Annotated in this window: 21 protein-coding genes; 7 read left to right on the top strand and 14 right to left on the bottom strand. The window is 63.1% G+C overall.

Annotation, left to right across the window (positions count from 1 at the left end; translation table 11 throughout):
- The first annotated feature begins 4 nt into the window (after nt 1–4).
- Together E7T06_RS20205 and E7T06_RS20200 are read left to right on the top strand one after the other, a co-directional pair.
- On the top strand, nt 5–508 hold the full coding sequence (locus E7T06_RS20205; RefSeq protein WP_136367566.1) for a hypothetical protein: 504 nt from the start codon (nt 5–7) through the stop codon (nt 506–508).
- A gap of 98 nt (nt 509–606) precedes the next feature.
- Nucleotides 607–2,187: a choice-of-anchor I family protein gene (locus E7T06_RS20200; RefSeq protein ID WP_136367565.1), complete on the top strand. Its 1,581-nt coding sequence runs from the start codon at nt 607–609 to the stop codon at nt 2,185–2,187.
- Between the two features lie 127 nt (nt 2,188–2,314).
- Here the strand turns inward: E7T06_RS20200 and E7T06_RS20195 are convergent, their stop codons facing one another.
- Nucleotides 2,315–3,772, bottom strand: coding sequence for a gamma-aminobutyraldehyde dehydrogenase (locus tag E7T06_RS20195; protein ID WP_136367564.1), 1,458 nt, complete (start codon nt 3,770–3,772; stop codon nt 2,315–2,317).
- A 98-nt stretch (nt 3,773–3,870) separates the two neighbouring features.
- Between E7T06_RS20195 and E7T06_RS20190 the strand changes: the two genes are divergently transcribed.
- The gene (locus tag E7T06_RS20190; RefSeq protein WP_136367563.1) at nt 3,871–4,347 is read left to right on the top strand and encodes a DinB family protein; all 477 of its coding nucleotides are present in this window, start codon (nt 3,871–3,873) and stop codon (nt 4,345–4,347) included.
- Nucleotides 4,348–4,370: 23 nt separating this feature from the next.
- Here the strand turns inward: E7T06_RS20190 and E7T06_RS20185 are convergent, their stop codons facing one another.
- The 5 genes from E7T06_RS20185 to E7T06_RS20165 all read right to left on the bottom strand — a co-directional run bounded on the left by E7T06_RS20185 (nt 4,371) and on the right by E7T06_RS20165 (nt 9,161).
- A complete protein-coding gene (locus E7T06_RS20185; RefSeq protein WP_136367562.1) occupies nt 4,371–5,180 on the bottom strand; it encodes an ABC transporter permease in 810 nt (269 codons plus the stop codon).
- Between the two features lie 183 nt (nt 5,181–5,363).
- Nucleotides 5,364–6,290 carry an ABC transporter permease gene (locus E7T06_RS20180; protein ID WP_205750995.1) on the bottom strand — a complete coding sequence of 309 codons (927 nt, stop codon included), beginning with the start codon at nt 6,288–6,290 and terminating at the stop codon, nt 5,364–5,366.
- Nucleotides 6,287–7,327, bottom strand: coding sequence for an ABC transporter ATP-binding protein (locus tag E7T06_RS20175; RefSeq protein WP_240741196.1), 1,041 nt, complete (start codon nt 7,325–7,327; stop codon nt 6,287–6,289). The genes E7T06_RS20180 and E7T06_RS20175 overlap by 4 nt, the downstream gene beginning before the upstream one ends.
- A gap of 16 nt (nt 7,328–7,343) precedes the next feature.
- Complete coding sequence (locus tag E7T06_RS20170; RefSeq protein ID WP_136367560.1) at nt 7,344–8,507, bottom strand: ABC transporter substrate-binding protein; 1,164 nt, start codon at nt 8,505–8,507, stop codon at nt 7,344–7,346.
- A 225-nt stretch (nt 8,508–8,732) separates the two neighbouring features.
- Nucleotides 8,733–9,161 carry an HD domain-containing phosphohydrolase gene (locus E7T06_RS20165; protein ID WP_346763224.1) on the bottom strand — a complete coding sequence of 143 codons (429 nt, stop codon included), beginning with the start codon at nt 9,159–9,161 and terminating at the stop codon, nt 8,733–8,735.
- Nucleotides 9,162–9,181: 20 nt separating this feature from the next.
- Here E7T06_RS20165 and E7T06_RS21420 point away from each other — a divergent pair, with 20 nt between their 5' ends.
- The 3 genes from E7T06_RS21420 to E7T06_RS20155 all read left to right on the top strand — a co-directional run bounded on the left by E7T06_RS21420 (nt 9,182) and on the right by E7T06_RS20155 (nt 11,826).
- The gene (locus E7T06_RS21420) at nt 9,182–9,349 is read left to right on the top strand and encodes a hypothetical protein (RefSeq protein ID WP_168733684.1); all 168 of its coding nucleotides are present in this window, start codon (nt 9,182–9,184) and stop codon (nt 9,347–9,349) included.
- Nucleotides 9,350–9,794: 445 nt separating this feature from the next.
- The gene (locus tag E7T06_RS20160; protein ID WP_136367558.1) at nt 9,795–10,460 is read left to right on the top strand and encodes a hypothetical protein; all 666 of its coding nucleotides are present in this window, start codon (nt 9,795–9,797) and stop codon (nt 10,458–10,460) included.
- 85 nt (nt 10,461–10,545) lie between these two features.
- Nucleotides 10,546–11,826, top strand: coding sequence for a hypothetical protein (locus E7T06_RS20155; RefSeq protein ID WP_136367557.1), 1,281 nt, complete (start codon nt 10,546–10,548; stop codon nt 11,824–11,826).
- Between the two features lie 66 nt (nt 11,827–11,892).
- Here the strand turns inward: E7T06_RS20155 and E7T06_RS20150 are convergent, their stop codons facing one another.
- Both E7T06_RS20150 and E7T06_RS20145 read right to left on the bottom strand, forming a co-directional pair.
- Entirely contained in the window at nt 11,893–13,842 is a 1,950-nt protein-coding gene (locus E7T06_RS20150; protein ID WP_136367556.1) for a zinc ribbon domain-containing protein, read from the bottom strand.
- 6 nt (nt 13,843–13,848) lie between these two features.
- Nucleotides 13,849–14,442 carry a hypothetical protein gene (locus tag E7T06_RS20145; RefSeq protein ID WP_136367555.1) on the bottom strand — a complete coding sequence of 198 codons (594 nt, stop codon included), beginning with the start codon at nt 14,440–14,442 and terminating at the stop codon, nt 13,849–13,851.
- A 386-nt stretch (nt 14,443–14,828) separates the two neighbouring features.
- Between E7T06_RS20145 and E7T06_RS20140 the strand changes: the two genes are divergently transcribed.
- Nucleotides 14,829–15,167: a hypothetical protein gene (locus E7T06_RS20140; RefSeq protein ID WP_136367554.1), complete on the top strand. Its 339-nt coding sequence runs from the start codon at nt 14,829–14,831 to the stop codon at nt 15,165–15,167.
- Nucleotides 15,168–15,275: 108 nt separating this feature from the next.
- Here E7T06_RS20140 and E7T06_RS20135 read toward each other — a convergent pair whose 3' ends face one another.
- The 6 genes from E7T06_RS20135 to E7T06_RS21415 form a co-directional block, all read right to left on the bottom strand.
- Nucleotides 15,276–17,234: a hypothetical protein gene (locus tag E7T06_RS20135; RefSeq protein ID WP_136367553.1), complete on the bottom strand. Its 1,959-nt coding sequence runs from the start codon at nt 17,232–17,234 to the stop codon at nt 15,276–15,278.
- A 188-nt stretch (nt 17,235–17,422) separates the two neighbouring features.
- Entirely contained in the window at nt 17,423–19,327 is a 1,905-nt protein-coding gene (locus E7T06_RS20130) for an NAD-binding protein (RefSeq protein ID WP_136367552.1), read from the bottom strand.
- A 949-nt stretch (nt 19,328–20,276) separates the two neighbouring features.
- Complete coding sequence (locus tag E7T06_RS20125) at nt 20,277–20,555, bottom strand: hypothetical protein (protein ID WP_136367551.1); 279 nt, start codon at nt 20,553–20,555, stop codon at nt 20,277–20,279.
- Between the two features lie 36 nt (nt 20,556–20,591).
- The gene (locus E7T06_RS20120; protein ID WP_136367550.1) at nt 20,592–20,858 is read right to left on the bottom strand and encodes a MafI family immunity protein; all 267 of its coding nucleotides are present in this window, start codon (nt 20,856–20,858) and stop codon (nt 20,592–20,594) included.
- A gap of 162 nt (nt 20,859–21,020) precedes the next feature.
- On the bottom strand, nt 21,021–21,335 hold the full coding sequence (locus tag E7T06_RS20115) for a hypothetical protein (RefSeq protein ID WP_136367549.1): 315 nt from the start codon (nt 21,333–21,335) through the stop codon (nt 21,021–21,023).
- Between the two features lie 22 nt (nt 21,336–21,357).
- Nucleotides 21,358–22,021: hypothetical protein (locus tag E7T06_RS21415; protein ID WP_168733683.1), on the bottom strand; the 664-nt coding region annotated here is incomplete at its 5' end.

Here is a 22,021-nt window from a genome sequence, read left to right as displayed (position 1 = left end):
GCAATTGACTGATTCTGCCCCCGACTTGGCCGACGTGCTGGCCCTGCTGATGGCGTTCCCCGGCGAAGAAGCGTCCACCGAAGCCACCGTCGAACATTTGGTGGCCCTGTCCGGCGAGCAAATCCGGCGCGTGATCGAGGCCGTGACCGCGCAGGCCCACGCCGGGAATCCGTCCGCGCCCTTATCGGACGGGCCAGAGCAAGGCCTAACCGACAGCTGGCGAGAAGAATTGATGGCTTGCCGCGCCCGCACTTGGCCGTCGCCTGATCAGGCGGGGCTGCTGGTGGGGCCACACGTCCTGATCCTGACCGATGGACAACAGGGCGTGATTTTGGGCACGGCGGGCGTGCGGGTGCTGGGCCGCAGCATGGGCGGCTCGCTGATGCTGCTGTGCCAGACCATCGTGATGGCCGAACACGCCGTGAATGCCCAAGACCTCGGCAACTTGCGCCAGCAGCGCATCGAGTCGGCGTCGACGACTTTGTCGGAAATCCAGCCCATCGAATAGAAATAAACTGGATAGAAATAGACCGAATAGAAATAAACTGGATAGGAACAAACAGTGGCTTGACCGCGCCCTGAAACTCCCCTGATAAACCGGGCCGCATGAGACTTCCTGTTTCGGCGCGGTTGGCTGTGGCGACCCTCACTCTCAGTGTCTCGTTGACGGCCTGCGTGCAGCCCCAAACCCCTGATTTTCCGTTGGTCACGACCCTTGGTTTTGAGGGGTTCGATGCCCAGCAGCCTACGTTGAAGCTGCGCGGCGGCACCCCCAGCGCCCTGCTCTCCAAAGACGCCGAACCCGAATACATCACGGTTGCGCCGGACGGCAAGGCGGCTTACGTGACGGTTCAGGAAAGCAACGCGGTGGCGACCCTTGACCTGACCACCGGAACGTGGGCGGGCCTCAAGTCGTTGGGCTTCAAAGACCACTCGGCAGCGGGGATGGGCCTCGACGCCAGCGACAAAGACGGCGCCATCAACATTCAGAACTGGCCCGTGCAGGGCGCGTATATGCCCGACGCCATTGCCAGCTTTGCCAGCGGCGGCCAGACCTACTTGCTGACCGCCAATGAGGGCGATACCCGCGAATATGCGGCTTTTGCCGACGCCGCTAAGGTGGCTGACCTGAAGCTGGACGCTGCCGCTTTTCCCAACGCCGCCGACCTGCAAAAAGACGCCGCGCTGGGCCGCCTGCTGGTCAGCCGTGTAGACGCCGACACCGACGGCGACGGCGACGCTGACCAATTGGTGTCGTTCGGGGGCCGCAGCATGAGTGTCTGGACGACTGGACTAACCCGCGTGGCCGATACGGGCGACCTGTTCGAGCGCAAAACGGCGGAACTGACGCCTTCCAGCTTTAATTCGGGCGGCACCAACAGCACCCGCGATACCCGCAGCGACAATAAAGGCCCGGAAGCGGAAGGCGTCACGGTGGGCCAAGTGGCCGGAAAAACTCTGGCCTTCGTAGGTCTGGAGCGCACAGGCGGCGTGATGGTGCTGGACGTGAGTACGCCCACTGCCCCGGCGTTTGTGGGCTACGCGAATACCGTGACGCCCACCGCTGCCCCCAACAGCGGGTTGGCAGGCGACCTCGGCCCGGAAGGACTGCTGTTTATTCCTGCCGCCGAAAGTCCCAACGGCAGCAACATCTTGGTGGTAGCCAACGAAGTCAGCGGCTCCACAACGCTCTACAGCGTGGCCGATGCAGGTAACCTGACCTTGCTGGGGCGCTCTCAGGTCACGCCCTACGCCTTCGATAAGGGCGCAGCCGAGATTCCCGCCTATGACTCTGCCAGCAAGCGTTTGTTCGTGGTAAACGGCGCGACGGGCGGGCTGGACATTCTGAGCATCTCCGATCCCACCAAACCCGCACTGGTGGGCGCGGCCAACCTGAGCAAGTACGGGGCGAGCGCTAACAGCGTGACCGTGAAAAATGGCGTGGTGGCGGTAGCCGTGCAAGACGCCGTGAAAACCAACCCCGGCAAAGTGGCTTTCCTGAACAGCGACGGCACCGAACGCGCCCCTGCCGTTACGGTGGGTGCGTTGCCCGACATGCTCACCTTCACGCCTGACGGCTCGCTCCTGCTGGTCGCCAACGAAGGTGAGCCGAACGACGATTACTCGGTTGACCCAGCAGGATCGGTCAGCCTGATCAATGTGAGCAAGGCGCTTCAGAACAAGTAAATCCAATCAACCGCACTAACCCCGCTCTGCGCCTTATAAGCGCAGAGTGGGGCGTTTTCGGCTGCCTTGAGATGCTCAACGCGGGATGTGATGGCCCACCGAACTTGCTTGCTCAGCACCCGCTCATTTAGTGCTTGATCATCACGTGCCGCACCACCGAATAGTCTTCCAGCGCGTACATGCTCATGTCTTTGCCGTAGCCGCTTTGCTTGAAGCCGCCGTGAGGCATTTCGTTCACCAACATAAAATGGGTGTTGACCCATGTGCAGCCGTATTCCAGCGCGGCGCTGACCTGCATGGCCTGCCCCACGTTCTGCGTCCACACGCTGCTGGCGAGTCCATAATCGGAATCGTTGGCCCAGCCCACCGCCTGCTCCGCGGTCTGGAAGGGCGTCACGCTGACCACTGGCCCGAACACTTCTCTCCGCACGATTTCGTCGGATTGCCGCGCCCCGGCGATCACGGTGGGCGCATAGAAAAAGCCGTCGCCGCTGCCCGCGCTGCCGCCTGCCACGACTTCTATGTGTGCCTGCTCCCGCGCCCGCTCCACAAAGCTCGCCACTCGGTCACGCTGGCGGGCGGTGATCAGCGGCCCCATTTCGGTGCTGGCGTCAAACTGCGTGCCGACTTTGATGCTGCCCACCGCATCGGCCAACGCGGCCACAAAACGGTCATAGATTCCCTGCTGGGCGTAAATGCGGCAGGCCGCCGTGCAGTCTTGCCCCGCGTTGTAATAGCCAAAGATCTTGATCCCTTCCACCGCCGCTTCAATGTCGGCGTCGTCAAAAATCAGCACCGGGGCTTTGCCGCCCAGCTCCAAATGCGTGCGTTTGATGCTGGCCTGCGCCGCTTCCAGCACGCGCCGCCCGGTGGATACGTCGCCGGTCAGCGACACCATCCGCACGCCGGGATGGTTGATCAGGCCCGCGCCCACCGTTTCGCCCACGCCGGTCACGATGTTCACCACACCCGCCGGGAACAGTTCGGCCAGCGTGCGGGCAAGGTGCAGCGTGGTCAGCGGCGTCTGCTCGCTGGGTTTCAGAATGCAGGTGTTGCCCGCCGCCAACGCGGGGGCCAGCTTCCACGCGGCCATCATCAGCGGGTAATTCCACGGCGCGATACTGGCGACGACGCCCACCGGATCACGCCGGATCATGGACGTGTGCCCGGCCAAATACTCGCCCGCCACCGCGCCCTGCATCGTGCGGGCTGCCCCAGCAAAAAAGCGGAACGTGTCCGAGATGGCCCCGATTTCGTCGGCCAGCACCGCCGCATACGGTTTGCCGCAGTTCTCAGCCTCTAAGCGGGCATAGATTTCGGCGTCGGCGTCGATACGGTCTGCGAGGGCCAGCAGCAGCGCGGCGCGGTCTTTGGGAGTGGTGCGTGCCCAGCCTCCGGCAGCGTGCTGCGCGGCCCCTACCGCCGCGTTCACCTGTTCCTCGCTGGCTTCCGGCAGGCTAATGAGCGTTTTCCCAGTGGCCGGATTCAGCACGTCGTAGGCTTGGCCTTGCCCGCCCAGCAGCTTGCCGCCGATCAGGAGTTGGCTGGGCAGAGCGAGATGTGGCTTATGGGGAGAGGTGGTCATGGCGACTCCTTGTGTGGTACGGAGAGACGGTTGAGTTATGGCTGGCGCAAAATGTTAAGCTGGACTACGTTAAAAAACAATCATCATCTGGAGGCCCTATGAACCGACTGACCCAGCAACGCGCCCACTTGATCGACCTGACCCACACCCTGCGCGATACTGCGTTTGGCGAGATCACCGATGCCGACTTGGACTTTTCGCCCGGTGGTTCGGCCCTGACCCTGCGCCACTTGCTGCTGGAGCAGGCTGAAATTCAGGCGGCCTACGCTGAATCGTTCCGCACGCTGAAGCTGAAATTTGATGTGACGGCCCCCGCAGAAGTCCAGACCACCGCTCAGATTCAGGCGTGGTTTGCTCAACTGGATACCGAACTCTTTGACGCGCTGGAGGCCCTGAGCAACGAAGACTTGTCGCGCCCCCACGATCCACGCGGGCAGATGTCGCCGCGTTACACGGTGGAAATCAGCTTTCACACCTACCGCGAATCGGTGCTGATTTTTGCCGCCAAAGCCAGCGTTTACCTGCGGGCGCTGGAGCGGGAGGTGCCGAAGCTGATGAAAAGTTTCGTGGGCTAGGAATGGCTGAGCGGTAACCGTCATCACGAGCTTTTCCCTGCTCCGTTCATCGCGTCCGTGCCTTGTGTGAGACGCTGGGCCAGCAAAATCGGCAGCAGCGTGACCACCATCACCAGCAGCGCCACCACGTTGGTCACGGGGCGTTGGCGCGGTTTGAACAACTCGCCGTAAAGCCAAATCGGCAGGGTTTGCTGACTGCCCGCCGTGAAGGTGGTCACGATGACTTCATCGAATGAGAGGGCGAAGGCCAGCAGCCCGCCCGCCAGCAGCGCCGTTGCCAAGTGCGGCAGCAGCACGTAACGGAAGGTTTGCAGGGGCCGCGCCCCCAGATCGGCGCTGGCTTCCAGTTGCGAGGGGCTGAGGCGGCGCAACCTCGCCACCACGTTGTTATAGACGGTCACGATGCAAAACGTTGCGTGGCCGATGATGATGGTCAGCGTGCCCGCATCCAGCCCCGCCCGCCGAAGACTGACCAGCAGCGCGAGGCCGGTGACAATTCCCGGCAGCGCAATCGGCAGCACCAGCAGCAGGTTCACGGCACTTTTGCCCCGAAACTGGCTGCGGGCCATACCAGCCGCCGCGAGTCCGCCCAGCACGAGGGCCAGTGCCGTTGCGCCCAGCGCTACCCGCACGCTCAGCCACAGCGCTTCCCACATGTCGGTGCGGGCAAACGCCACCCCAAACCACTTCAGCGTCAGTCCCGGTGGGGGAAAAGTGTAGGTGCGGTCTTCGGTGGTAAAAGCGTACAGGACGATCAGGAGCAGCGGAATGTGCAGGAACGCTGCGCCCAGCCACGCGGAGAGTTTGAGGCTGGTGGAGGGTTGGGCGTTCATGGGTTGCCTTGTCGTGGTCTCAGGGTCACAGGGTCTGAGGGCCTAAGGTGGTGGGCCGCCTGTAGCTGAGGCTGTAGCTCCCTCTCCCTTGAGGGGGGAGGGCTGGGGAGGGGGTGAGGGAGCAACGCGATTGCCCTTCTTAGACCCCTAGACCCTAGACCCTGAGACGTTTTAAACCGCAACCTAAAGCGCATCGAACGCCCCCAGCCGCCGCACGAACGCCAGATACAGGCCCACGATCACGATGGGCACGATAGAAAACGCCGCCGCCAACGGCAAATTGCCCGCCGCGCCCTGCTGCGTGTACACCATCTGCCCGATGAAATACCCCGGCGCACCCACTACGCCCGGAATGATGTAGTCGCCCAGCGTGAGGCTGAAGGTAAAGATGCTGCCCGCCGCCACGCCTGGCAACGCCAAGGGCAAGGTAATGCGCCAAAAAGTCTGTGCCGGACGCGCTCCGAGGTCTGCGCTGGCCTGCGTGACCGATGTAGGCACCCGCTCCAGCGCCGCCTGAATCGGCAAGATCATGTAAGGCAGCCACACGTACACGAACACCAAAAACATTCCAAAGTAGCTGTTGGCAAGGCTGGTGCCGCCGATGACGGGCAAACTGAGCAGGCCGTCCAGCACGCCTGTCAGGTGCAATTTGGCCGCCGCCCAACTGATCACGCCTTCCTGCGCCAAGATCAGCCGCCACGCGTACACCCGCACCAAATAACTGGCCCACAGCGGCAGCGTGATCAGCAGCACCCACAGCGCCTTTTTGCGCGGATCGGTCAGGCGGGCCACGTACAGCGCCAGCGGAAAGGCGATGACAGCGCAGGCCAGCGTGACGGCGGCGGCCATCAGCGTAGTACGGGCGATGACGTCAATGTTGCTGGGCGTGCTGACCAGTTGCCGAAAGGTGCTGAGCGTGAACTGCGGCACCACTTGCCCGGTAAAGTCGTCTACCCCATAAAACGAGTAGCCGAGCAGCCCCAGCAGCGATCCCAGATACAGCACGCCCAGCCACAACAGCGGCGCGGCGAGCAGCAGCAGCGGCCAGTAGCGTTTGCCGAAGCTGGGTCTGGCGGCTTTTTGCGGCACTGCTCTGCCCTGCGTGGTCACGCGTCTTCCAAGCGCCGCAAGTCTGCCGGGTTCCAGTTCAGCGCCGTCTGGTCATTGATCTTCAGGTGCAGCACGTCGCCCGAAGGCACGCTGGCGTGTACGGTTTGTCCGCCCACCTGCACTTCGACTCGCGTGGTCGCGCCCAGATAGTGCAGCCCAGTCACGCGGCCCCGCATGGGTGCGCCGGGATCGGGGGTGAGTGAAATCTGTTCGGGCCGCAGGGCATACGTGCCGCTGCTTTGGCCCACCAGCACGGCTCCTAACACGTTCGCGCCACCGACGAAATCGGCCACGAACGCGGTGCGGGGATGCCCGTACAGCTCACGTGGACTGCCTTCCTGCTCAATTTTTCCGGCCCGGAACACGGCCACGCGGTCACTCATGCTCATGGCCTCACCCTGATCGTGGGTCACGTACACAAACGTGATGCCGAGGGTTTGCTGAATGGCCCGCAGTTCGGTCTGCATGGCCTCGCGCAGTTTCAGATCTAAGGCCCCTAAAGGTTCGTCCAGCAGCAGTAATTTGGGCGCGTTCACGAGGGCGCGGGCCAGCGCCACCCGCTGCCGCTGCCCGCCCGACAGCTGCGCGGGGCGGCGGCTGCCCAACTCACCCAGTTTCACCAGTTCCAGCATCGCTCCGGCTTTCTTCAGGCGCTCCGCTTTGCCCACGCCGCGCACGGTCAGCGCGTAGGCCACGTTGTCCAGCACGCTCATATGCGGAAACAGCGCGTAATCCTGAAACACCGTATTCACCGGTCGGTCATAGGCCGCCAGCCGCGCAGCATCTTGCCCGAACAGGCGCACGCTGCCGCTGCTGGCCGCCTCGAACCCACCGATCACGCGCAGGCAAGTCGTCTTGCCGCTGCCCGATGGCCCCAGCAACGAATAAAACTCGCCCTGCGCGATGTTCAGGGTCACGCCGTCCACCGCCCGCACCTTGCCGAACACGCAAGTCAGGTTGTCCAGTGCGACCGCTGGGGCCACCGCCGGGGGGCCAGTTTGGGGCTGAAGATCCGGCGCAGATGGGGGAGAGGCCACCAAGCTCACTCCGGCCTTACCGTCCGCCCTGAATGGCGATGTAGTCCGACACCCAGCGCGTATACGGCACGCAGGCCGTCTGGGTGGCACATTTGGTCACGGGCGTCTTCCAGAAATAGATCTTGTCGAACGCCGCGTAGCCGTTGGTGGTGCAGCCTTCCTTGCCCAGCAGCGTGCTGGCGCTGCATCCGGCGGGCACGGCAGGCAGCGAGCCGAACCACGCGGCCACGTCACCCTGAACCTTGGGCGTCAGGCTCCATTCCATCCAGCGGTAGGCGCAGTTGGGGTGCTTGGCGGCGGCGTGCAGCATGGTGGTGTCGGCCCACCCCGTCGCGCCCTCTGCCGGAATAGTGCTGGCGACGGGCTGTTTGTTGGCCTGCAAGGTATTCACCTGAAACGGCCAAGACGGAGACGCCGCCGTGCCTTCGTTGGTAAAGTCCTGCACCTGCGCGTTGGCATCGTTCCAGTAGCGCTGCACCAAGGGGCGCTGTCCGCGTAGCAGGTCTGTGGCGGCTTTGTACTGCGCCTCGTTCAGTTCATACGGGTTCTTGATGCCCAGCGCGGGCTGCGTTTTCATCAGGTACAGCGCGGCGTCGGCAATATAAATCGGGCCGTAGTAAGCCTGAATGCGGCCCTTGTTGCTCTTGCCGTCGGGCAAATTCTGGGCCTTGAACAGCACGCTCCAACTGGTGGGCGGCGTCTTGAAGACTTTGGTGCTGTACATCAGCACGTTTGGCCCCCACTGGTACGGCACGCCGTAATGCACGCCGTCCACCGTATTCCACGCGGCGCTCTGCAACTTGGGATTCACCTTGGCGTAGCTGGGAATCAGCTTGGTATTGATGGCCTGCACCTTGCCGCCCGCCACCAACCGCAGCGAGGCGTCGCCCGAAGCCGTGACCAAGTCGTAGCCGCCCTGATTCATCAGGCTGACCATTTCGTCGCTGCTGCCTGCCACTTTTACGCTGACCTTGCAGCCGGTGTTTTTCTCGAAAGCCGTGACCCAGTCGTAAGCCTTGTCGCTCTGGCCGCGCTCGATATATCCGGCCCAAGCCACGATGCTCAGTTGGCCCTCGCTTTTGCCCAAATTACTGAGCATTTTGGTGCTGGCCTGCGCCCCAGCGGGCGGCGTCAGAACGAGCGAGGCAGAGAGTACCGTCAAAAAGGAACGTCGGAACATGGGAACCTCCAGAAAAGAGTCCAAACAAGGGCGGGCGGCCAACATCGCACCAACACGAGCACACCGACATGAATTGCAACGAACTGCCCCCAGCATAAACGCCCGCTAAAGGAACGGCAAGACAGATAGGTGGATAGGAGCTATTGCCAAAAAAGATAGCCGCCGTTTAAGGCCGTCCGGGACTGAAGCTCAGGTCTCAAGTCGATTCGGGTCAACTGAACCGCGTCAGGCGTACCGGGCCAAGATGCTGCGGAGTTCACCAGTCAGCACGAGCGTGTCGAAAGCGGCGACGGTCTCCGGGTCAAATTGAAGGCCCGCATTTCGCTGAATTTCGGTCACCGCTTCTTCAACAGTCCACGCTGCTTTGTCAGGCCGGGCGTGAGTGAGGGCGTCCAGAACATCGGCAACGGCCACCATCCGCGCCGCTGAGCCGCCACCGTCCCAGCGTTCGTGGTGACAGGCCGCGATGTCGTGGGCCAGGCGGATCAGCCGTGATTGACCCGCTTGCAATGGGTCCGCGCCTCCAGAAGTATAGGTTTGCGCCATGCGCCCCTCCTCGCCCCTCAGCCGCCCCGGCGTGAGCGAAATGGTGTCAAGACTGCTGATTTTCCCCAACCGGAGAGTTGTGCGGCCAAGATCACGTTCCTGATGCACTCTGGCAAGCAGCCTAAGGCTTGGGCCGGCGCACCCGTCAGGGCCGCCACGCGGCCATTGTGCCTGCCGATTGGCCTCTGCCTTCGGCCATAGGCACCATTCGGGGAGCGAAATCCACTGGGAAAACTCAAGCGCCCGGCGGCGCTTCTTCGGGCATTCATAGAGTTGGGTCGTGCGCTGGGCGCTGATCTGTCCCTGAAATCTCGGTCAATTCGCCCACCACCCCCGGCTTGCCGGCGCGTTGCACCGGCTCACGGGCCTGCCGCTCAGGCAGCCTGTCTCCGGCTCGCCACGCCTGATCTGCCCGCATCCGGAAGTGGGTTTTGATCCGGCGGACAGGACCTCTGGCCGCCCACAGTTCATTGAGCAGTCTCAGAGCGGGAAGTCGCGGCGCCTTGCGGCGGACTCTCAGGAAAATTCAGGCCTTCCCTGTCCTCCATCGGCCGTGGGTCAAACGAGGGCAACGTCCCCTCCTCAAGTCAACTCTTGGTCCATGTCCGCCCTGCTTGCTGCAGCGTTACGCATCCAGTAACGGCCTGAGCTTGCGCGGCCCCCTGACCGCAGGACTAGGCTACGGCTGGTCACGGGTGAGAGGGTGCTCCCACTTCGCGCTCCAGAGGAGCTTGCACCGACATGAACGTTTATATGTTCGCCGCCGCATTCGGTTTACTTGGGTTGATGGTCATGGCCGCGCTGGGTTTGGCGCACGGACACTCGCCCGGCGGGCGGCAACATGGTGGCAACCAGTCTGGGGGCCATCCTGCTGGCGACAGTCACATCGGGACGCATGGCCGTCACGCCAGCGCCGCGCACCCCCATGCAGCTCACCAGCACGCAGGCATAGGCGAGAGTTGGCTCGGCACGCTGATGCTCATGACCTCGCCCCGCGTGGTGTTCAGCGTGGTGCTGGGCTTCGGCTTGGTGGGTCTGCTCCTGACCGGTGTGACGGCCAGCGCCACTTGGCCCGCCGTAGTGGTGTTCGTCTTGGCGGCAGTGGGCGGCCTCGCCTTCGAGCGTTGGCTCACGGGGCCGTACTGGAATGCCCTGATGACGTTTCAGTCGCGCCCCGCCCGCTCGCTCGGCAGCGCTGTGATGTCTGCGGGGCAAGCCGTAACCGACTTTGACCGCAGCGGCAACGGACTGGTGCAACTGGAATTCGAGGGCGAAATCCGGCAACTGCTGGCCCTTCAAACCCCCGCGGAACACACCCGAGGCGTGCGGATCAAGCGCGGCGACCGGGTGCGCCTTGAAGCCATAGACGAAGAGCGCAACCGCTGTACAGTCTCCAGCTTGGGTTAGTGGGGCAGTTTTTCATCAGAAACAACAGGTCAACTTCACCGTCCAGATTGACCTTTCCCAATCACGTCTTTTAAGGAGCTTTGCCATGAACTTCAATACGCTTATTTTTATTGCCGTCGCCCTGTTGGTGGTGGTGGTGGTCATTCCGATCCTCGTCGGTAGTTTCCTGCGCAACGTACAGGCCGGAACCATCCGAATGGTCAGTTGGTTGCGCGGCACCACCGTGATCTACCGAGGCCCCGGCAAATCGTTGGAAGTGCCGCTGCTGACTACGGGTACCACGCTGTCCAGCAAGGCCATCAACGTGGATCTCGACATCACCGATCAGACCGCCGATATAGACGACCTCGGCGTGCCGCGCCCGATCAAGGTGCGGGTGCTGGCCAGCGCGATTGTCAGTGTGGGCGACTCCGATCAATTGATCAAAACGGCAGCCAACCGCTTTTTCTCTAAACCCGAAGACGATCAGATGGCGATTCTGAACGACCTGTTGTCGTCTGCGGGCCGCCGCGCCATCAACCTGCTGACGCACGATCAATTGTTCAGCGCCAAAACTGCGCCCATACGCCTTCCTTCAGTGCAGTTGCAAAGCGTCGATCCTACCTTGCCTGCCATTCAGGCCGCTGAAGACGACGACGATCCCCTCGCCATCATCATTCGCAAGGCGTGCAGCAAGGAACTGACCGACCTAGGGCTGATCTTCAATTCGCTGAACATCAAGGTGGTACAGAGCGAAGTGGCCGATGCGCGGCGGCGTCAATCGGCGGCGGAAGCCAGCGCCAACGCCGACATCGTGGCCACGCAGCAGGGGCGGCGGGCGCGGGAAGCGCAGCTCGAAGCCGAGCGGGTCATCAGCGACAAATCCCGCGAATTGGCCCAGACGCAGGCCAGCAACGCCGCCCTGATCGCGCAGGCCGAAGCGCTGAAGCAAGACGCCCTCGGCACCCAGCGGTCTTCGGAGTTGCGGGCCACGCAATTGGCGCAGGCCGAAGCCGACGCTGTGCGGGTGCGGATCGAGGCCACCGCCGCTGCCGACGCCGACGCCATCCGGGTGCTGAAAATGGCCGACGCCAACGCCCAAAGCATCCGGCAGGTCAACGAGGCGATTATGGCGGGCGGCGAAGCGTACCTGCGCTACCGCCAAATCGAGATGCTGCCCCAACTGGTACCCGAAATCGCCCGCGCCTTGGCCCAGGCCAAGCTGATTACAGTCTCGGACGGTGCGGGGGGCGGGGCCGCGGGGCAGGCCACCGGCCAAATCACCGATGTGGTCAAGATGATGATGGCCCTGCAATCGGTACAGGGCGCAGCGGTGTCGGGCGGTGCAGATTCAGGTACCGCAGGGCCGGAAGTGCCTCAGAGATAAACTGGTCACCGGGTGGGGCAGAGGTGGGCGGAGGGGAAACTCCGGAACGCTTTTGCCCCACCCGCTCTACCCTGCACCTTTCAACTGGGCCAGTTCCTGCTGCACGGCCCAAGGTGGATCGGCTTCCAACTGCGCCAGCAAGAGGCGCTGGAGAGCCGTCCGCTCTGCGCCGGAAACACACAGCCGGCCCAGCAGCCCCGCACTGGCTCCCCGCAGTTGGCTGTAAGCGGTTTCGTCCACGCACAACGTCAAGAGGGCCTGCCTGAAGCGCCCTGTCAGTGCCGACTCTTCCCGCAGCGCAGGCAACAGGTCGTCATCCACATCGGAGAGCAGGCGCAAAAAGTCGTCGTAGCCGGACGCCGCACGCAGCACCTCAGGCTGCTCGATGACCCGGCACAGCCGTTCCAGAAAGCTGGGCAGATTGCCAAAAAAGCGGGTCACCGTGTCCCGCGAGCAGCGCAGCAGCGGTTCTTGCCCCTCGCCCGGGTATTGATACCAGCCAGACAAGGCGTGCCACGCCCGCGCCCGGACGCTTAGAGACGGCGCTTGCTCGATCACCTGCCACAAGAATCCGGGCAATCCCGGCCCGCCGCCCGCCCGGAGTTGCTGCCCCGCAAAAGCGCACAGTTCTTGTTGGCCTGCCTCATCTGCCCCGGCAAAAGCCCCCGGCACAACCCCCTGTGCGGCGCGGCCAGAACGGGCCAGTTCAGACAGGGCAGGCACGCGGGACAGGTCAAACTCGCCGAGGCGCAGCAGGAGCAGGCACACGGCCTCAAGGTCATGGGCGCTCAGGGCGGGACTCCGCAGCACTGGATCGGCAAAGCTGCTGGGGTCGGCTGCCACCAACCGCAGCGCGTCCTCGGGCCGCCCTTCCCGCACCAGCACATGGGCCGCCGAACGGCGCAGTTGCGCCGAGGGCGACGTGTCCAGTACGGTGGCCAGCACCTCACACCACTCCCCAATTTGGCCCACGCCGAAGCGAAGCGCACTCAGCACATCTTCTTGCTCGTCGGGGGTCAGGTGCAGGAACACGGCGGCCACCGGCGCAGCCTGACCTTGCCGAATCAAGCAGCGGGCCGCCGCGTGTCGGCGCTCCGGATGTTTCAGGGCGGCCACCAACAGGTCTGTTTGGCCCAGCACCAGAGCGGCGGCAAAAGCCACACCGGGATCTTCAGCCCCCAGCAGCGGCGCGAACAGTTCCGGCGAAAAAGCAAGGCTCTGCACGTTGGCATATTGAGCCGCCAAGAGCGCCAGCCCCAGCGCCGCTTCCACGTGCCCGCTGCGCCTGTACACCGCCAGCAGTTCGTCCCGCAGCGTACCGGGCTGCACCGCGTAGCCGTAAGCGGTGACAAAGCGCCAGTGCCCCAGCGCCAGTGCCGCTTCCTCCCGCAGCTGCTCGTCGGGGGAGCGCATGGCCTCGCCTGCCCGCCGCGAATCCTCCGCGCTGCGGGGCGCACCCAGCCGGATGCGGGCCAGCGCCGCCAGTTGCGCGGTGTGCGGCAGGGGAGAGCTGTCCCGAATGTGGGCCAGCCGCTCTAGGTCTGCTGCCTGTGCATGGTTGGGCGCAGGTGAAGGCGGCCCCGTGAGTTGGGCCAGCGTTTCGGGCGGCAGCGGCAAGTGCGGCAGCCACTCGTCTTCCAGCGCCCGGCTCCAGCCGCCGCCCCGCAAAAAGCTTTCCACATAGGCGAGGTCATCGACTTGCCGTTCCAGCGCCCGGCTGTGGGGCGCGTACAGCCGGGAAAAATGGTCGCGCTGGGCGTCCGGCAGCTGTGCCAGCCGTTCGGGCACGCTGAACTGATCGACTCCTGCGGCCTTGAGCATGCGGGCCGCGCCGTACCACGCGGCAGGCACCAGCCCAGAGCCGCAGGCCCGGCAAAAGGCGGCTTTGGGCGTCAGGCGCGTACACCACGGGCAGCGCACGTCGCGGCGGCTGGCCTCACCGCATGTTCCGCACAGGTCGCCCGCTTGCCAGTCGGCAGGCTGAAGGGCGGCGCACCGCTCGCAGACCGCCCGCATCAGGCTTTAAAGCCGCGCACGGCGCACCCGGCCCCACAAGGCGTCTTTTTCGCTGGCGTTCAGGGCGTCCAGTTTGCGGGGAATGTCGTCTTTGGCGACCCCGTCGCGGCGCAGCAGCAGGGCCAGCGACAGTTCGGCGGTGCTGACAAACTGCGCTCCGCAGACCCGGCAGAACTTGCCCGGCCCGCTCGAGGCGCACCAATAGCACGTCTCTATCGGCTCGGCTTGCAGGCCGCAGTTGGAGCACAGATCGCCCACGCCGTAATCTTTGGGCTGCTTGAACTGGCAATGCACGCAGTACACCGCGTCGCTGGTGTTCACGATCAGGGGGCTGGCCAGGGTGGGCGCACCATTGAGGGGCGCAGTATCAAGGGGTGCGGCGGCAGAGGGCAGGGCTGCCGGAAGCGCCCAAGCCAGCACCCGTCCCGCCACCTCTGCGCCGAGGTCGGGCAGAAGTTCCACCAGGGTTTCGGGGTCGCCGACGGTCACAAAATCTTCCCGCGCCGCAATGCCGAGTTCGTGCAGCCGCTCCAACTGGTCGTCACTGACCCCTTTGGCGTTCAAAATGCGGCGTTCGAGGAGACTGAAAGGAGTAGGCATAGGGGCGTCCTTTGGGGAAAGCTTGAGAGAAAACAGCGCAGTCCACGCGCGGCCTGTTGAGGGGGAAGGGCTTCTAGCCTATCAGCCTCTCGCTGGGGCAGTTGCCGGAGCCGAAGTCGGTGGGCGCGGTCAGGCCTGAGGCGTCATCCCACCCGTCTCAACCTGCCGGCCCTGAGCTGGAGTGTGCTGTCCGGTTTCCGGCTGCTTTGCACCTTCATTCCTGCTTCACACAGCTGCGGGCGGGGCGCTTACACCCCAACAACGCGCACGCCTTTTACGAGCTGTTAACGCCTGAAGGGTCAAGCTGCCCGCAGTCCATACACACTGACCCTGTTCGATGGTGCGGAACTCGTTGTTGCGGAACTGGGTCAGGATCAGGAGAAGCCATGAGGGCAGTGGAAGTACACACACCGCAGTTCTGTATTGCCCAACTGGATTTTGCCCAGTGGGACTTAGACCGTGCCCGCTCGGCACCCGGCGCCGCTCTCCGGACAAAAGACGTCGTGCTGAATTTGCAGCCGCCACCGGGGGACAGCGTGGGGATGGCCGTTTATCAGGGCCTGCTGTACCTCTACCGCCTTCCGGGTGCGGCGGGGCCGACTGCCGGAGATCAAGACCGCTGCATGGCGCTGACGGGAGAAGCCCTCAGTCTGCTGCCGCACGGGGCAACGGTGCCGCTCGCTTACGGCGAGGGAGCCGCCGCCCGCTTCCTCGGCCAAGGATAGGGCAGCAGCGGTGGGGTCTGGACTACGGTTCAAGCTTCATCCTTTGTGGTTTCAATCAGGGCGAAGAAACCAACTCTCCTTCTCGCTCTTTTCTGGCGGCACTCCCGTTTAGGCCCGCTTCCACCCCCCCGCTTTTGCGCTGGTTGCCTGTGGCCCTTCCCGGTGTCCGCTGTGCAAAAAGCCCGCAGACAGGGCCAATGCCCCCACGAACAGGGCCAAGCCCAGCACCGCCGGGGCGAGATGCCAAAAGTCGAGGTAGCCGACGTGCTGGTGCACACACAGCGCCGCCGTAAACCCGGGTACGCCCGATGCCAACAGCGTCCACCACAGCCAGCGTGCACCCCGGCGGTAGCCCCACAGCACGCTCAGCAGTACGCCGATGCCGTTGGCGGCCAGCGCCCCGCCAAAGCCTGCACGGTCATGGGCGATCAGGGCCACCAGGCGCGGATTGGCCGCGTGCAGGGCGTCGGCGGTGGTGTGCATAAAGCTCAGGTCTTGCGGCACGAACACGGTGGTAATGCCCACCAGCGAAATCGTGAGGCCCGCCAGCACCAACCCCACGCCGGTGGCCACCCACAGCAGTTGGCCCGCCATGCCCACGCGCCACGTGCGGTCGTTGGTCAGGTCATGCACCTCGCCTACGCCTTCCTGCCGGGGGCGGCCCCGCAAGCCCAGCAGGTACATCGGCAGCAGCAGGGCGGCCACCGCGCCGTGCAGCGGGTCAAAGTAGCCGTAGCCCAAAAAGAGCCCGAAGCTGAGGAAGCCCAGCGTGGCCGACCAGACCAGCGCGTCCCACGCCCACGCCATGCCGCGCCGCAGCGGAAAGAGGGCGAGGCCCAGATACAGCACGCCCAGCGACAGCATCGTGCCTGCCAACGTCAGGCGGTCATGGGTTAAGAAGGCCAGGAGGTGATGGTTGATCTGCTCCAGCCCGGCCCGGCTGAGGCCTACGAACGCCTCGTCGTAAGGCAAGATGACAAAGATCAGTCCCACCCAAGCGGCCAGCCCGCCCCCGAACGCGAGGCCCAAGCCCAGCATCGCCATCCACGGCCAGCCGAGGGGCGCGGGTGCAGGCGGGGCGCTCAACGCCAGCGTTTCGTGTGCCCGCTGCGCCAGCCCCGGCCCCTGAAACACCAAGCCCGCCCTCAGATGAACCAACGACGCGCCACGGTCGAGGAGCGCGTGGACGTCTCCCGGCGCGTGTGCCCCACCCGCAATCAGCACCGCGTCTGGGCCGAGGATGCGCCGCAGCACCAGCAGGCTCCGCAGGGTTGGGGCGAGTACCTCTGGCCCTGCTTCCCACCGCCTATCACGGAGCAAGGTGTCCTTAAGCAGCACGCCGCCCGCCTCTGCGGCCTGCACCCGCTGGGCCACGCGAATCAACGTGTCCTCCTCCAAATCCGCCGGAATCGCCAACGCCAGTCGGCGGGGCGCAGCGGTTTCTACCAAGAGCCGCAGCGTATCGGCAGACAGGTCGCCCGCTGCCTGTGCCGATAGATCCTGCGCTGACAAATCCAGCGTGAAGGCATCGACCAACGGGGCCAGGGTCTGCATCAGGGCCGTCCACTCGCTGAACCGCTCAGCGGCGGAAGCGTGCGGCGCGTGGGCCAGCCGGGCCAGCAGCGGAATACCGGGTTTGCGGGCGTCTTTCAGGGCCGAGGCCGCTGCCTGAACGCCTGCGTTGATGGGCAGGTCGGGCGACACCAACACTTCGTCGGCGGGTCGCCGGGTGAGGGCAGGCCCAGTGGCGTCATCGGCCAGAATGGGGGCCAGCGTCAGGGGGCCGATTTCTGTAAAGCCCAGCCCGAACGTCGCCAGTCCCGCTACGGCGTGACCGTCGACATCCAGCCCCGCGCCCAGCCCCACCGGAGCGCGGAAAGTCAGCCCCCACATCTGGCGTTCCAACGACGCATGAGGCCGCAGCCGCCCCACCGTATCCAGCAAGCGCCCGCCCGCCGGATGTCGGCCCAAACGGCCCACCACCTTCAGCGTCAGCCCCCGCGCCTGCCGGGGAGCCAGCCGGAACAGCAGCGGCCTCAGCAGCGGGCGATACGACCAGTCGGGCATAGGAGCGCAGTCTAGGCGCTGTAAGGCAGGACATTCAGGCCATGCCCGTTGGCCCTATGCATTGGCTCTGCACCAGATAAAGACAGGTTGGCTGAGCGCATCAGGATTCTGCGAAAACCTCAGCAGCATCAGGGGCGGTGCCAGACGAGACGGGACAGGGCCGATCCCGGCTAGGGCAACGCCTCCGCCTAACTTTCCGACAAGACGATGATCCGGTCATGCTCCGAAAACTGAATCAGCCCCGGCTTGGGTGGATTCAGATGCACGCCGTATGACAGCTTGGGATGCTCCGCTTCGCTTTTCAGGCGGTAGCCGATGGCGACTTCATTGCGCCGCCGCGCCGCTTCCAGCACGGTATAAAAGTTCAGCGGTTGGTCTAGAGCCACGTAGTCGCCCGCAGGCTTCAAGTAGATTTCAGACCCGTCTGCCCGGAACAGATCGTCGAAGACGGCTTTCAGCCCTGCATTTTCGGAAATTTGGGACATCAGCAGGCTCACCAGTCGGTCGGACACGATGAAATCGTCGGCCTGCGTGACTTGGGCCAGTTCGCGGTTTCGCACGTCCAGCATTTCCGAAACGATGGAAAAATCTTGCCCGGAGCGGCTCGCCATATCACGCAGGTGCAGCAGCGTGACGAGCGTGCGCCCATCGGCCTGCTGGATATCGGGGGCGTCAGACGACGACAAGGTGATGATGTGGTCGAAGCGGCCTGGTTGCAGAGCTTCGAGTACCCGGCGGTCGGTGGCGTCGCCCGCAGAGAATGTCAGCGTCTGATGGCTGAGGCCGGAACCGAGTTCACCAAGGACTTCTGCGGCGTCCGGCAGGGTCGTCACGACGGTCAGGCTGGACCCCGGCGCGACGTACTGGTCAAGTTCACTGATGACCGTCCGGAGGCGGTCATTCCAGCCCAGCACCAGGGTATGTTCGGGCGCTAGGGGTCTGGCGGTGGCCTGCCGGATGGCCGCTTCATTCACGTCGGGCACCAGAGGCGCGGCCCGCACGGTGTCGTCATCGGCAGAAATCGCAATGACCTGAGTGCCTGCCCCGATGGGCGTGTCCATCGGCGGATTCATCAGGACGCGGCCATCCGGCAGGCGCAGCCCCATCAGGCTCGACTGTTCGAAGGCGGCCAGCGCGTCACCGAACTGCATGCCGACGAGGGCGGGCAACTCTGCAAAATAGATTTCGTCGCCGCCAAAATCGAGCAACTCGGTGTAGACCACCGACAAACCGGACTGCCGACAGGTTTGCACCATGATCCGCGAAATCAGGTCGTCTACCAGCACCAAACTGGCTTCCTCGCGGCCCACCAGACGCGCCGCTTCGATGTTCTGCGAATCGCGGATTTCGGCCACGATATGGTAAGGCTCAGGCCGCCGGTTGGGGTTGTTGGTGATGGCCAAAATCGCCTTGATGACGCTGGAATCGGCGTTGTCGTCTTCCGGAGCCAGCACGATGATGGAGCGGGCCGCATGGGGATTGGCAATCTCCAAATCGGCCAGATCAATCGGGCTTCCGGTGCGGCACACGATGCGGGTACGGCCCGTAGACCCGAGCCGCGCCCGCAGTTCGTCGTCCATTTCTACCTTGTCCTTATCGGCCAAAATGACGATGCAGGGGCGGCGTTGGTTGGCGTTGGCCAAGATCAGTTCGGACAGGATGGTAAAGACGTGGGGCGACCAGCCGAGGATCAGGGTGTGGCCTTCCTCGGCCACAAACGAGCGGCCCTTGCGGAGTTCTTCCAGCCGGGCCTCAATGCCGCTGGTGACAACCCCGATCAGCAAACTGACCACGAAAATGCCGCCGAGCGTCATGACGAACATGGTGCCTAGAAACAGTGGCGTCCCGCTGTCGCCGCCCACCGCCCCCGAATCGAGCGCGCGCATCAGGTTCCACCACAGCAGGCCGCCCAAGCCGAGGGGTTTTTCGTCGGCTCCGGCGGGCACTTGATGGGTCGCCTGCACAAAAAGGCTGACGGCGAGAATCAGCACGGCAGACAGCAGGAACAGCCAGCCGATCATGGCCGCTGGCCCCCGTGACATGGAGTTGTCGAAGCGGTAGCGGAGTTGCTCGGCAAAGGTTGCTTTTCTCATGGGAAGTGCCTTTCGGGGATTTGGCCCGCATGGCCCCGAATGCAGCCACAAAGAAGGAGGAAAAAGAAGGTGGTTTTGGGACTGCTGCACTCTGAACTGGGCCGTAATTCTCTTTAAGACTCAGTTGTATAGCGTGAGAGTTGAGCAAGCGTGGAGCAACAGGCGTGAACTTGAACAGCAGTGAAGCGTCGGAGTTTAAACCCAGCAGCTTAGGCCACTGCTGAGACACTAGGAAAATGAGCAGCGAGAGAAGCGGGTAAAAGAGCGGTTGCAGCTTAGTGGGGCGTTCTGAAAATGAACATAGAGGCTGCTTTCTTTTAATTCTCTTACGTTCGATTCGGTCTCGGCGCGGTTGTCCCTCCGGCTCATAAAACTTCGCAGTTGAGGCGAACTCAGACGCGGCAGACTATGCCGCAGACTACTGCCAAGAGCGGAGAAACGGGCATGGGTGAACGCCTGCCGCGCAAGGAGAGGAGGCCGCTTTAAGGTCAACGGCTTGCGTGTCCCGGCTGTATCTCCTAGAGAGGGGTCGCCTCAGTTGCCGCTGCGAAGTCTGAACCTATTGGTAGTCCGTTGACTGAGCCTGATGAAGGAGACAGAGGCCGTGTCCATCGCTGAGGTCGACCAACCCACGCCGCGAAAAACAACGTGTTTCTGGGATCCCCAAGACAACTCAACGGACTACCACTATTGATCTCTGCATAAGTCTGCGACGCTATGAGTGCAGGGGCATCGTCCCAGTGCGGAATTTTGGTTCTACTTCAACGATTGAAGAGCAAAAAGCGTCGCCAACTTTGGCAGAGATCAATAATGGTACTCCGTTGACTTCTGGGAAGGAAGTGCCCTGCACAGGGTTCTCGGCCATTCAGATGGGGGCTGTGCTCGCGTGCTGGACATCTTTTTGCTCAAGAGTCAACGGAGTACCAATAAGCAACTCGCCCCTTTAAGTTCAGCGCACCAGCACGTAAGGGTCTTGCGAAAACTCCAGCAAGGTCAGAATGCGGTGCAGCACTTGTTCGCGCTCGGCCTCCGACAGGGGCGGCCCCTCGCCTTCCCGCGTCAGGGTACGGGCATAAATGGGCTTGTCGTCCAGCGACGGCTCGGTTTCTACGACATACAAATGATCTCCGTCTTGGTATTCCACCCGGAACCGGTCGGTGACCTGCACCCGTTCGCCCGCCGCCGACTCCACCCACAAAAAGCCCTTTCTGGTCAGTTCGTCATTCATAGACAAGCCCCTTCCCAGCCGCGTTCCTGACCCATCTCAGTCCACCAGACTTTGCAAATAGGCGCTGATGACCCGCTCCGAGTTGCCCAGTTCCAGCGCGATGGCTTCAAACAAATCGAAGTCTTCGGGTGAGATCAACACGTCGTCTTCGACGATTGCGTCGGCCAAGTGTTCGAGGGCCAGCTCCGGTTCGCCGTTGTCGAGCCAGTCGTCTACGAGTTCCCGCGCCGAACCGCTGCCCAGCGCCTGCCCACGTCCGTCTACCGAATCGGCCAAGGCTCTGATCTGTTCCGTTGGATTCATGGTGTGTTTCCTTGTCTGCCGAAAGGGGCTGGTTTGTGAAGAGAGGAGGTGCAGATTGCTGTGCGGCTGTCCAGTGAATTTCCCCGCTCGCCTAGTGAAAGGGCCATGTCCGAACAGAAAGTCATACGGTGGCTCCGAAGGACGAACTTCTGCACCGCTTTTTTAAGGGGAAGCAGTGACTCGATGTCCCGCTTCAGCCAGAGCCGCCCTGATGGTGTCACGTGCGCCGATCAGCCATTGGAAGTCCGCTTCGCCAGTAGGGTCTGAAAAATCCAAGTTCATCTCGTAGGCGATAAATTCGCGGAGAAGGACTTTATCGGGATTAGAGGCAATGAATTGATCCAAATAGTTTAGGTCTTTAAGCACCAAATGCGTCGAACCGAAGTCTATGCGGTCTTTGTAAAGCCCTTTGACTTCATCGAATCCCACGGCGTCTGTAAAAAAAGCGAGATGTTGCCTCAATTCCGAGTAATCCATAGTCACCTCAAAGAAAGTCATCTTACTGGAATGAGCCTTTCGGGAAGGCCGTCAGGATGTAGGATTGGCCACTAGTATCAAGCAAAATCGTCAGTTGTACCCAACTCGTCTCGCCTATGACCGGCGTCCTCGGCGTGTTGGGTAACGCGACGTTCTTGTTGTAATACCCTCTCCCAACCAACTCTCCCTCATCCCAAGAGGCTTTGTATAGTTCTTTCTCTTTCAGCGCCAGTCTGATTTCTTCCCAGTGTTGCTCAATATGCTGCTGAATCACTCTGTTGGCCAAATGATCGTCTACCCATTTGTAGGCGAACGAGGCAGGAGGCTGCCCAGCCCAGCGCCCGACGCCCATTACGCGGTCTTGCATATCGCTCATGGGCAACGCTGCACCGTGGCGATCCAGCGTGTGCGCTCTGGGAAAAGTCGCATCGTTTTCTAGGAGGTTCGGACGCCAAGGCTCGGTGCCTAAACCCGTGTCTATTCGGCGGGCCTGCCGCTCTGACGTCGCCGCCGTTATTCGCGCTTGTGCCGCCTCAGCCGTCTCACCCGTGCGGAGTGCGGGCAACAGGTCGGCTTGCAACTCGGCGTCTGTTCTGGCTTTGGGATCGTACGCATACTCGCTCAGACGGCTTTGGTGCGCGGTCTCTTCCCACTGCTCGCGGGTGGTGCTGCGGTCAGGGCCAGCC

Source organism: Deinococcus sp. Arct2-2 (assembly GCF_004801315.1).
GTDB lineage: Bacteria > Deinococcota > Deinococci > Deinococcales > Deinococcaceae > Deinococcus.
This window is presented reverse-complemented; position numbering and strand designations above follow the sequence as displayed.

Bases quoted from the DNA above. Each gene is read 5' to 3' on its own strand.
- E7T06_RS20160 (WP_136367558.1), top strand. From the start codon at position 9,795: ATGAACGTTTATATGTTCGCCGCCGCATTCGGTTTACTTGGGTTGATG.
- E7T06_RS20135 (WP_136367553.1), bottom strand. From the start codon at position 17,234: ATGCCCGACTGGTCGTATCGCCCGCTGCTGAGGCCGCTGCTGTTCCGG.
- E7T06_RS20125 (WP_136367551.1), bottom strand. From the start codon at position 20,555: ATGAATGACGAACTGACCAGAAAGGGCTTTTTGTGGGTGGAGTCGGCG.
- E7T06_RS20115 (WP_136367549.1), bottom strand. From the start codon at position 21,335: ATGGATTACTCGGAATTGAGGCAACATCTCGCTTTTTTTACAGACGCC.
- E7T06_RS20140 (WP_136367554.1), top strand. From the start codon at position 14,829: ATGAGGGCAGTGGAAGTACACACACCGCAGTTCTGTATTGCCCAACTG.
- E7T06_RS20155 (WP_136367557.1), top strand. From the start codon at position 10,546: ATGAACTTCAATACGCTTATTTTTATTGCCGTCGCCCTGTTGGTGGTG.
- E7T06_RS20145 (WP_136367555.1), bottom strand. From the start codon at position 14,442: ATGCCTACTCCTTTCAGTCTCCTCGAACGCCGCATTTTGAACGCCAAA.
- E7T06_RS20185 (WP_136367562.1), bottom strand. From the start codon at position 5,180: ATGAACGCCCAACCCTCCACCAGCCTCAAACTCTCCGCGTGGCTGGGC.
- E7T06_RS20120 (WP_136367550.1), bottom strand. From the start codon at position 20,858: ATGAATCCAACGGAACAGATCAGAGCCTTGGCCGATTCGGTAGACGGA.
- E7T06_RS20195 (WP_136367564.1), bottom strand. From the start codon at position 3,772: ATGACCACCTCTCCCCATAAGCCACATCTCGCTCTGCCCAGCCAACTC.
- E7T06_RS20150 (WP_136367556.1), bottom strand. From the start codon at position 13,842: ATGCGGGCGGTCTGCGAGCGGTGCGCCGCCCTTCAGCCTGCCGACTGG.
- E7T06_RS20200 (WP_136367565.1), top strand. From the start codon at position 607: ATGAGACTTCCTGTTTCGGCGCGGTTGGCTGTGGCGACCCTCACTCTC.
- E7T06_RS20170 (WP_136367560.1), bottom strand. From the start codon at position 8,507: ATGTTCCGACGTTCCTTTTTGACGGTACTCTCTGCCTCGCTCGTTCTG.
- E7T06_RS20190 (WP_136367563.1), top strand. From the start codon at position 3,871: ATGAACCGACTGACCCAGCAACGCGCCCACTTGATCGACCTGACCCAC.
- E7T06_RS20130 (WP_136367552.1), bottom strand. From the start codon at position 19,327: ATGAGAAAAGCAACCTTTGCCGAGCAACTCCGCTACCGCTTCGACAAC.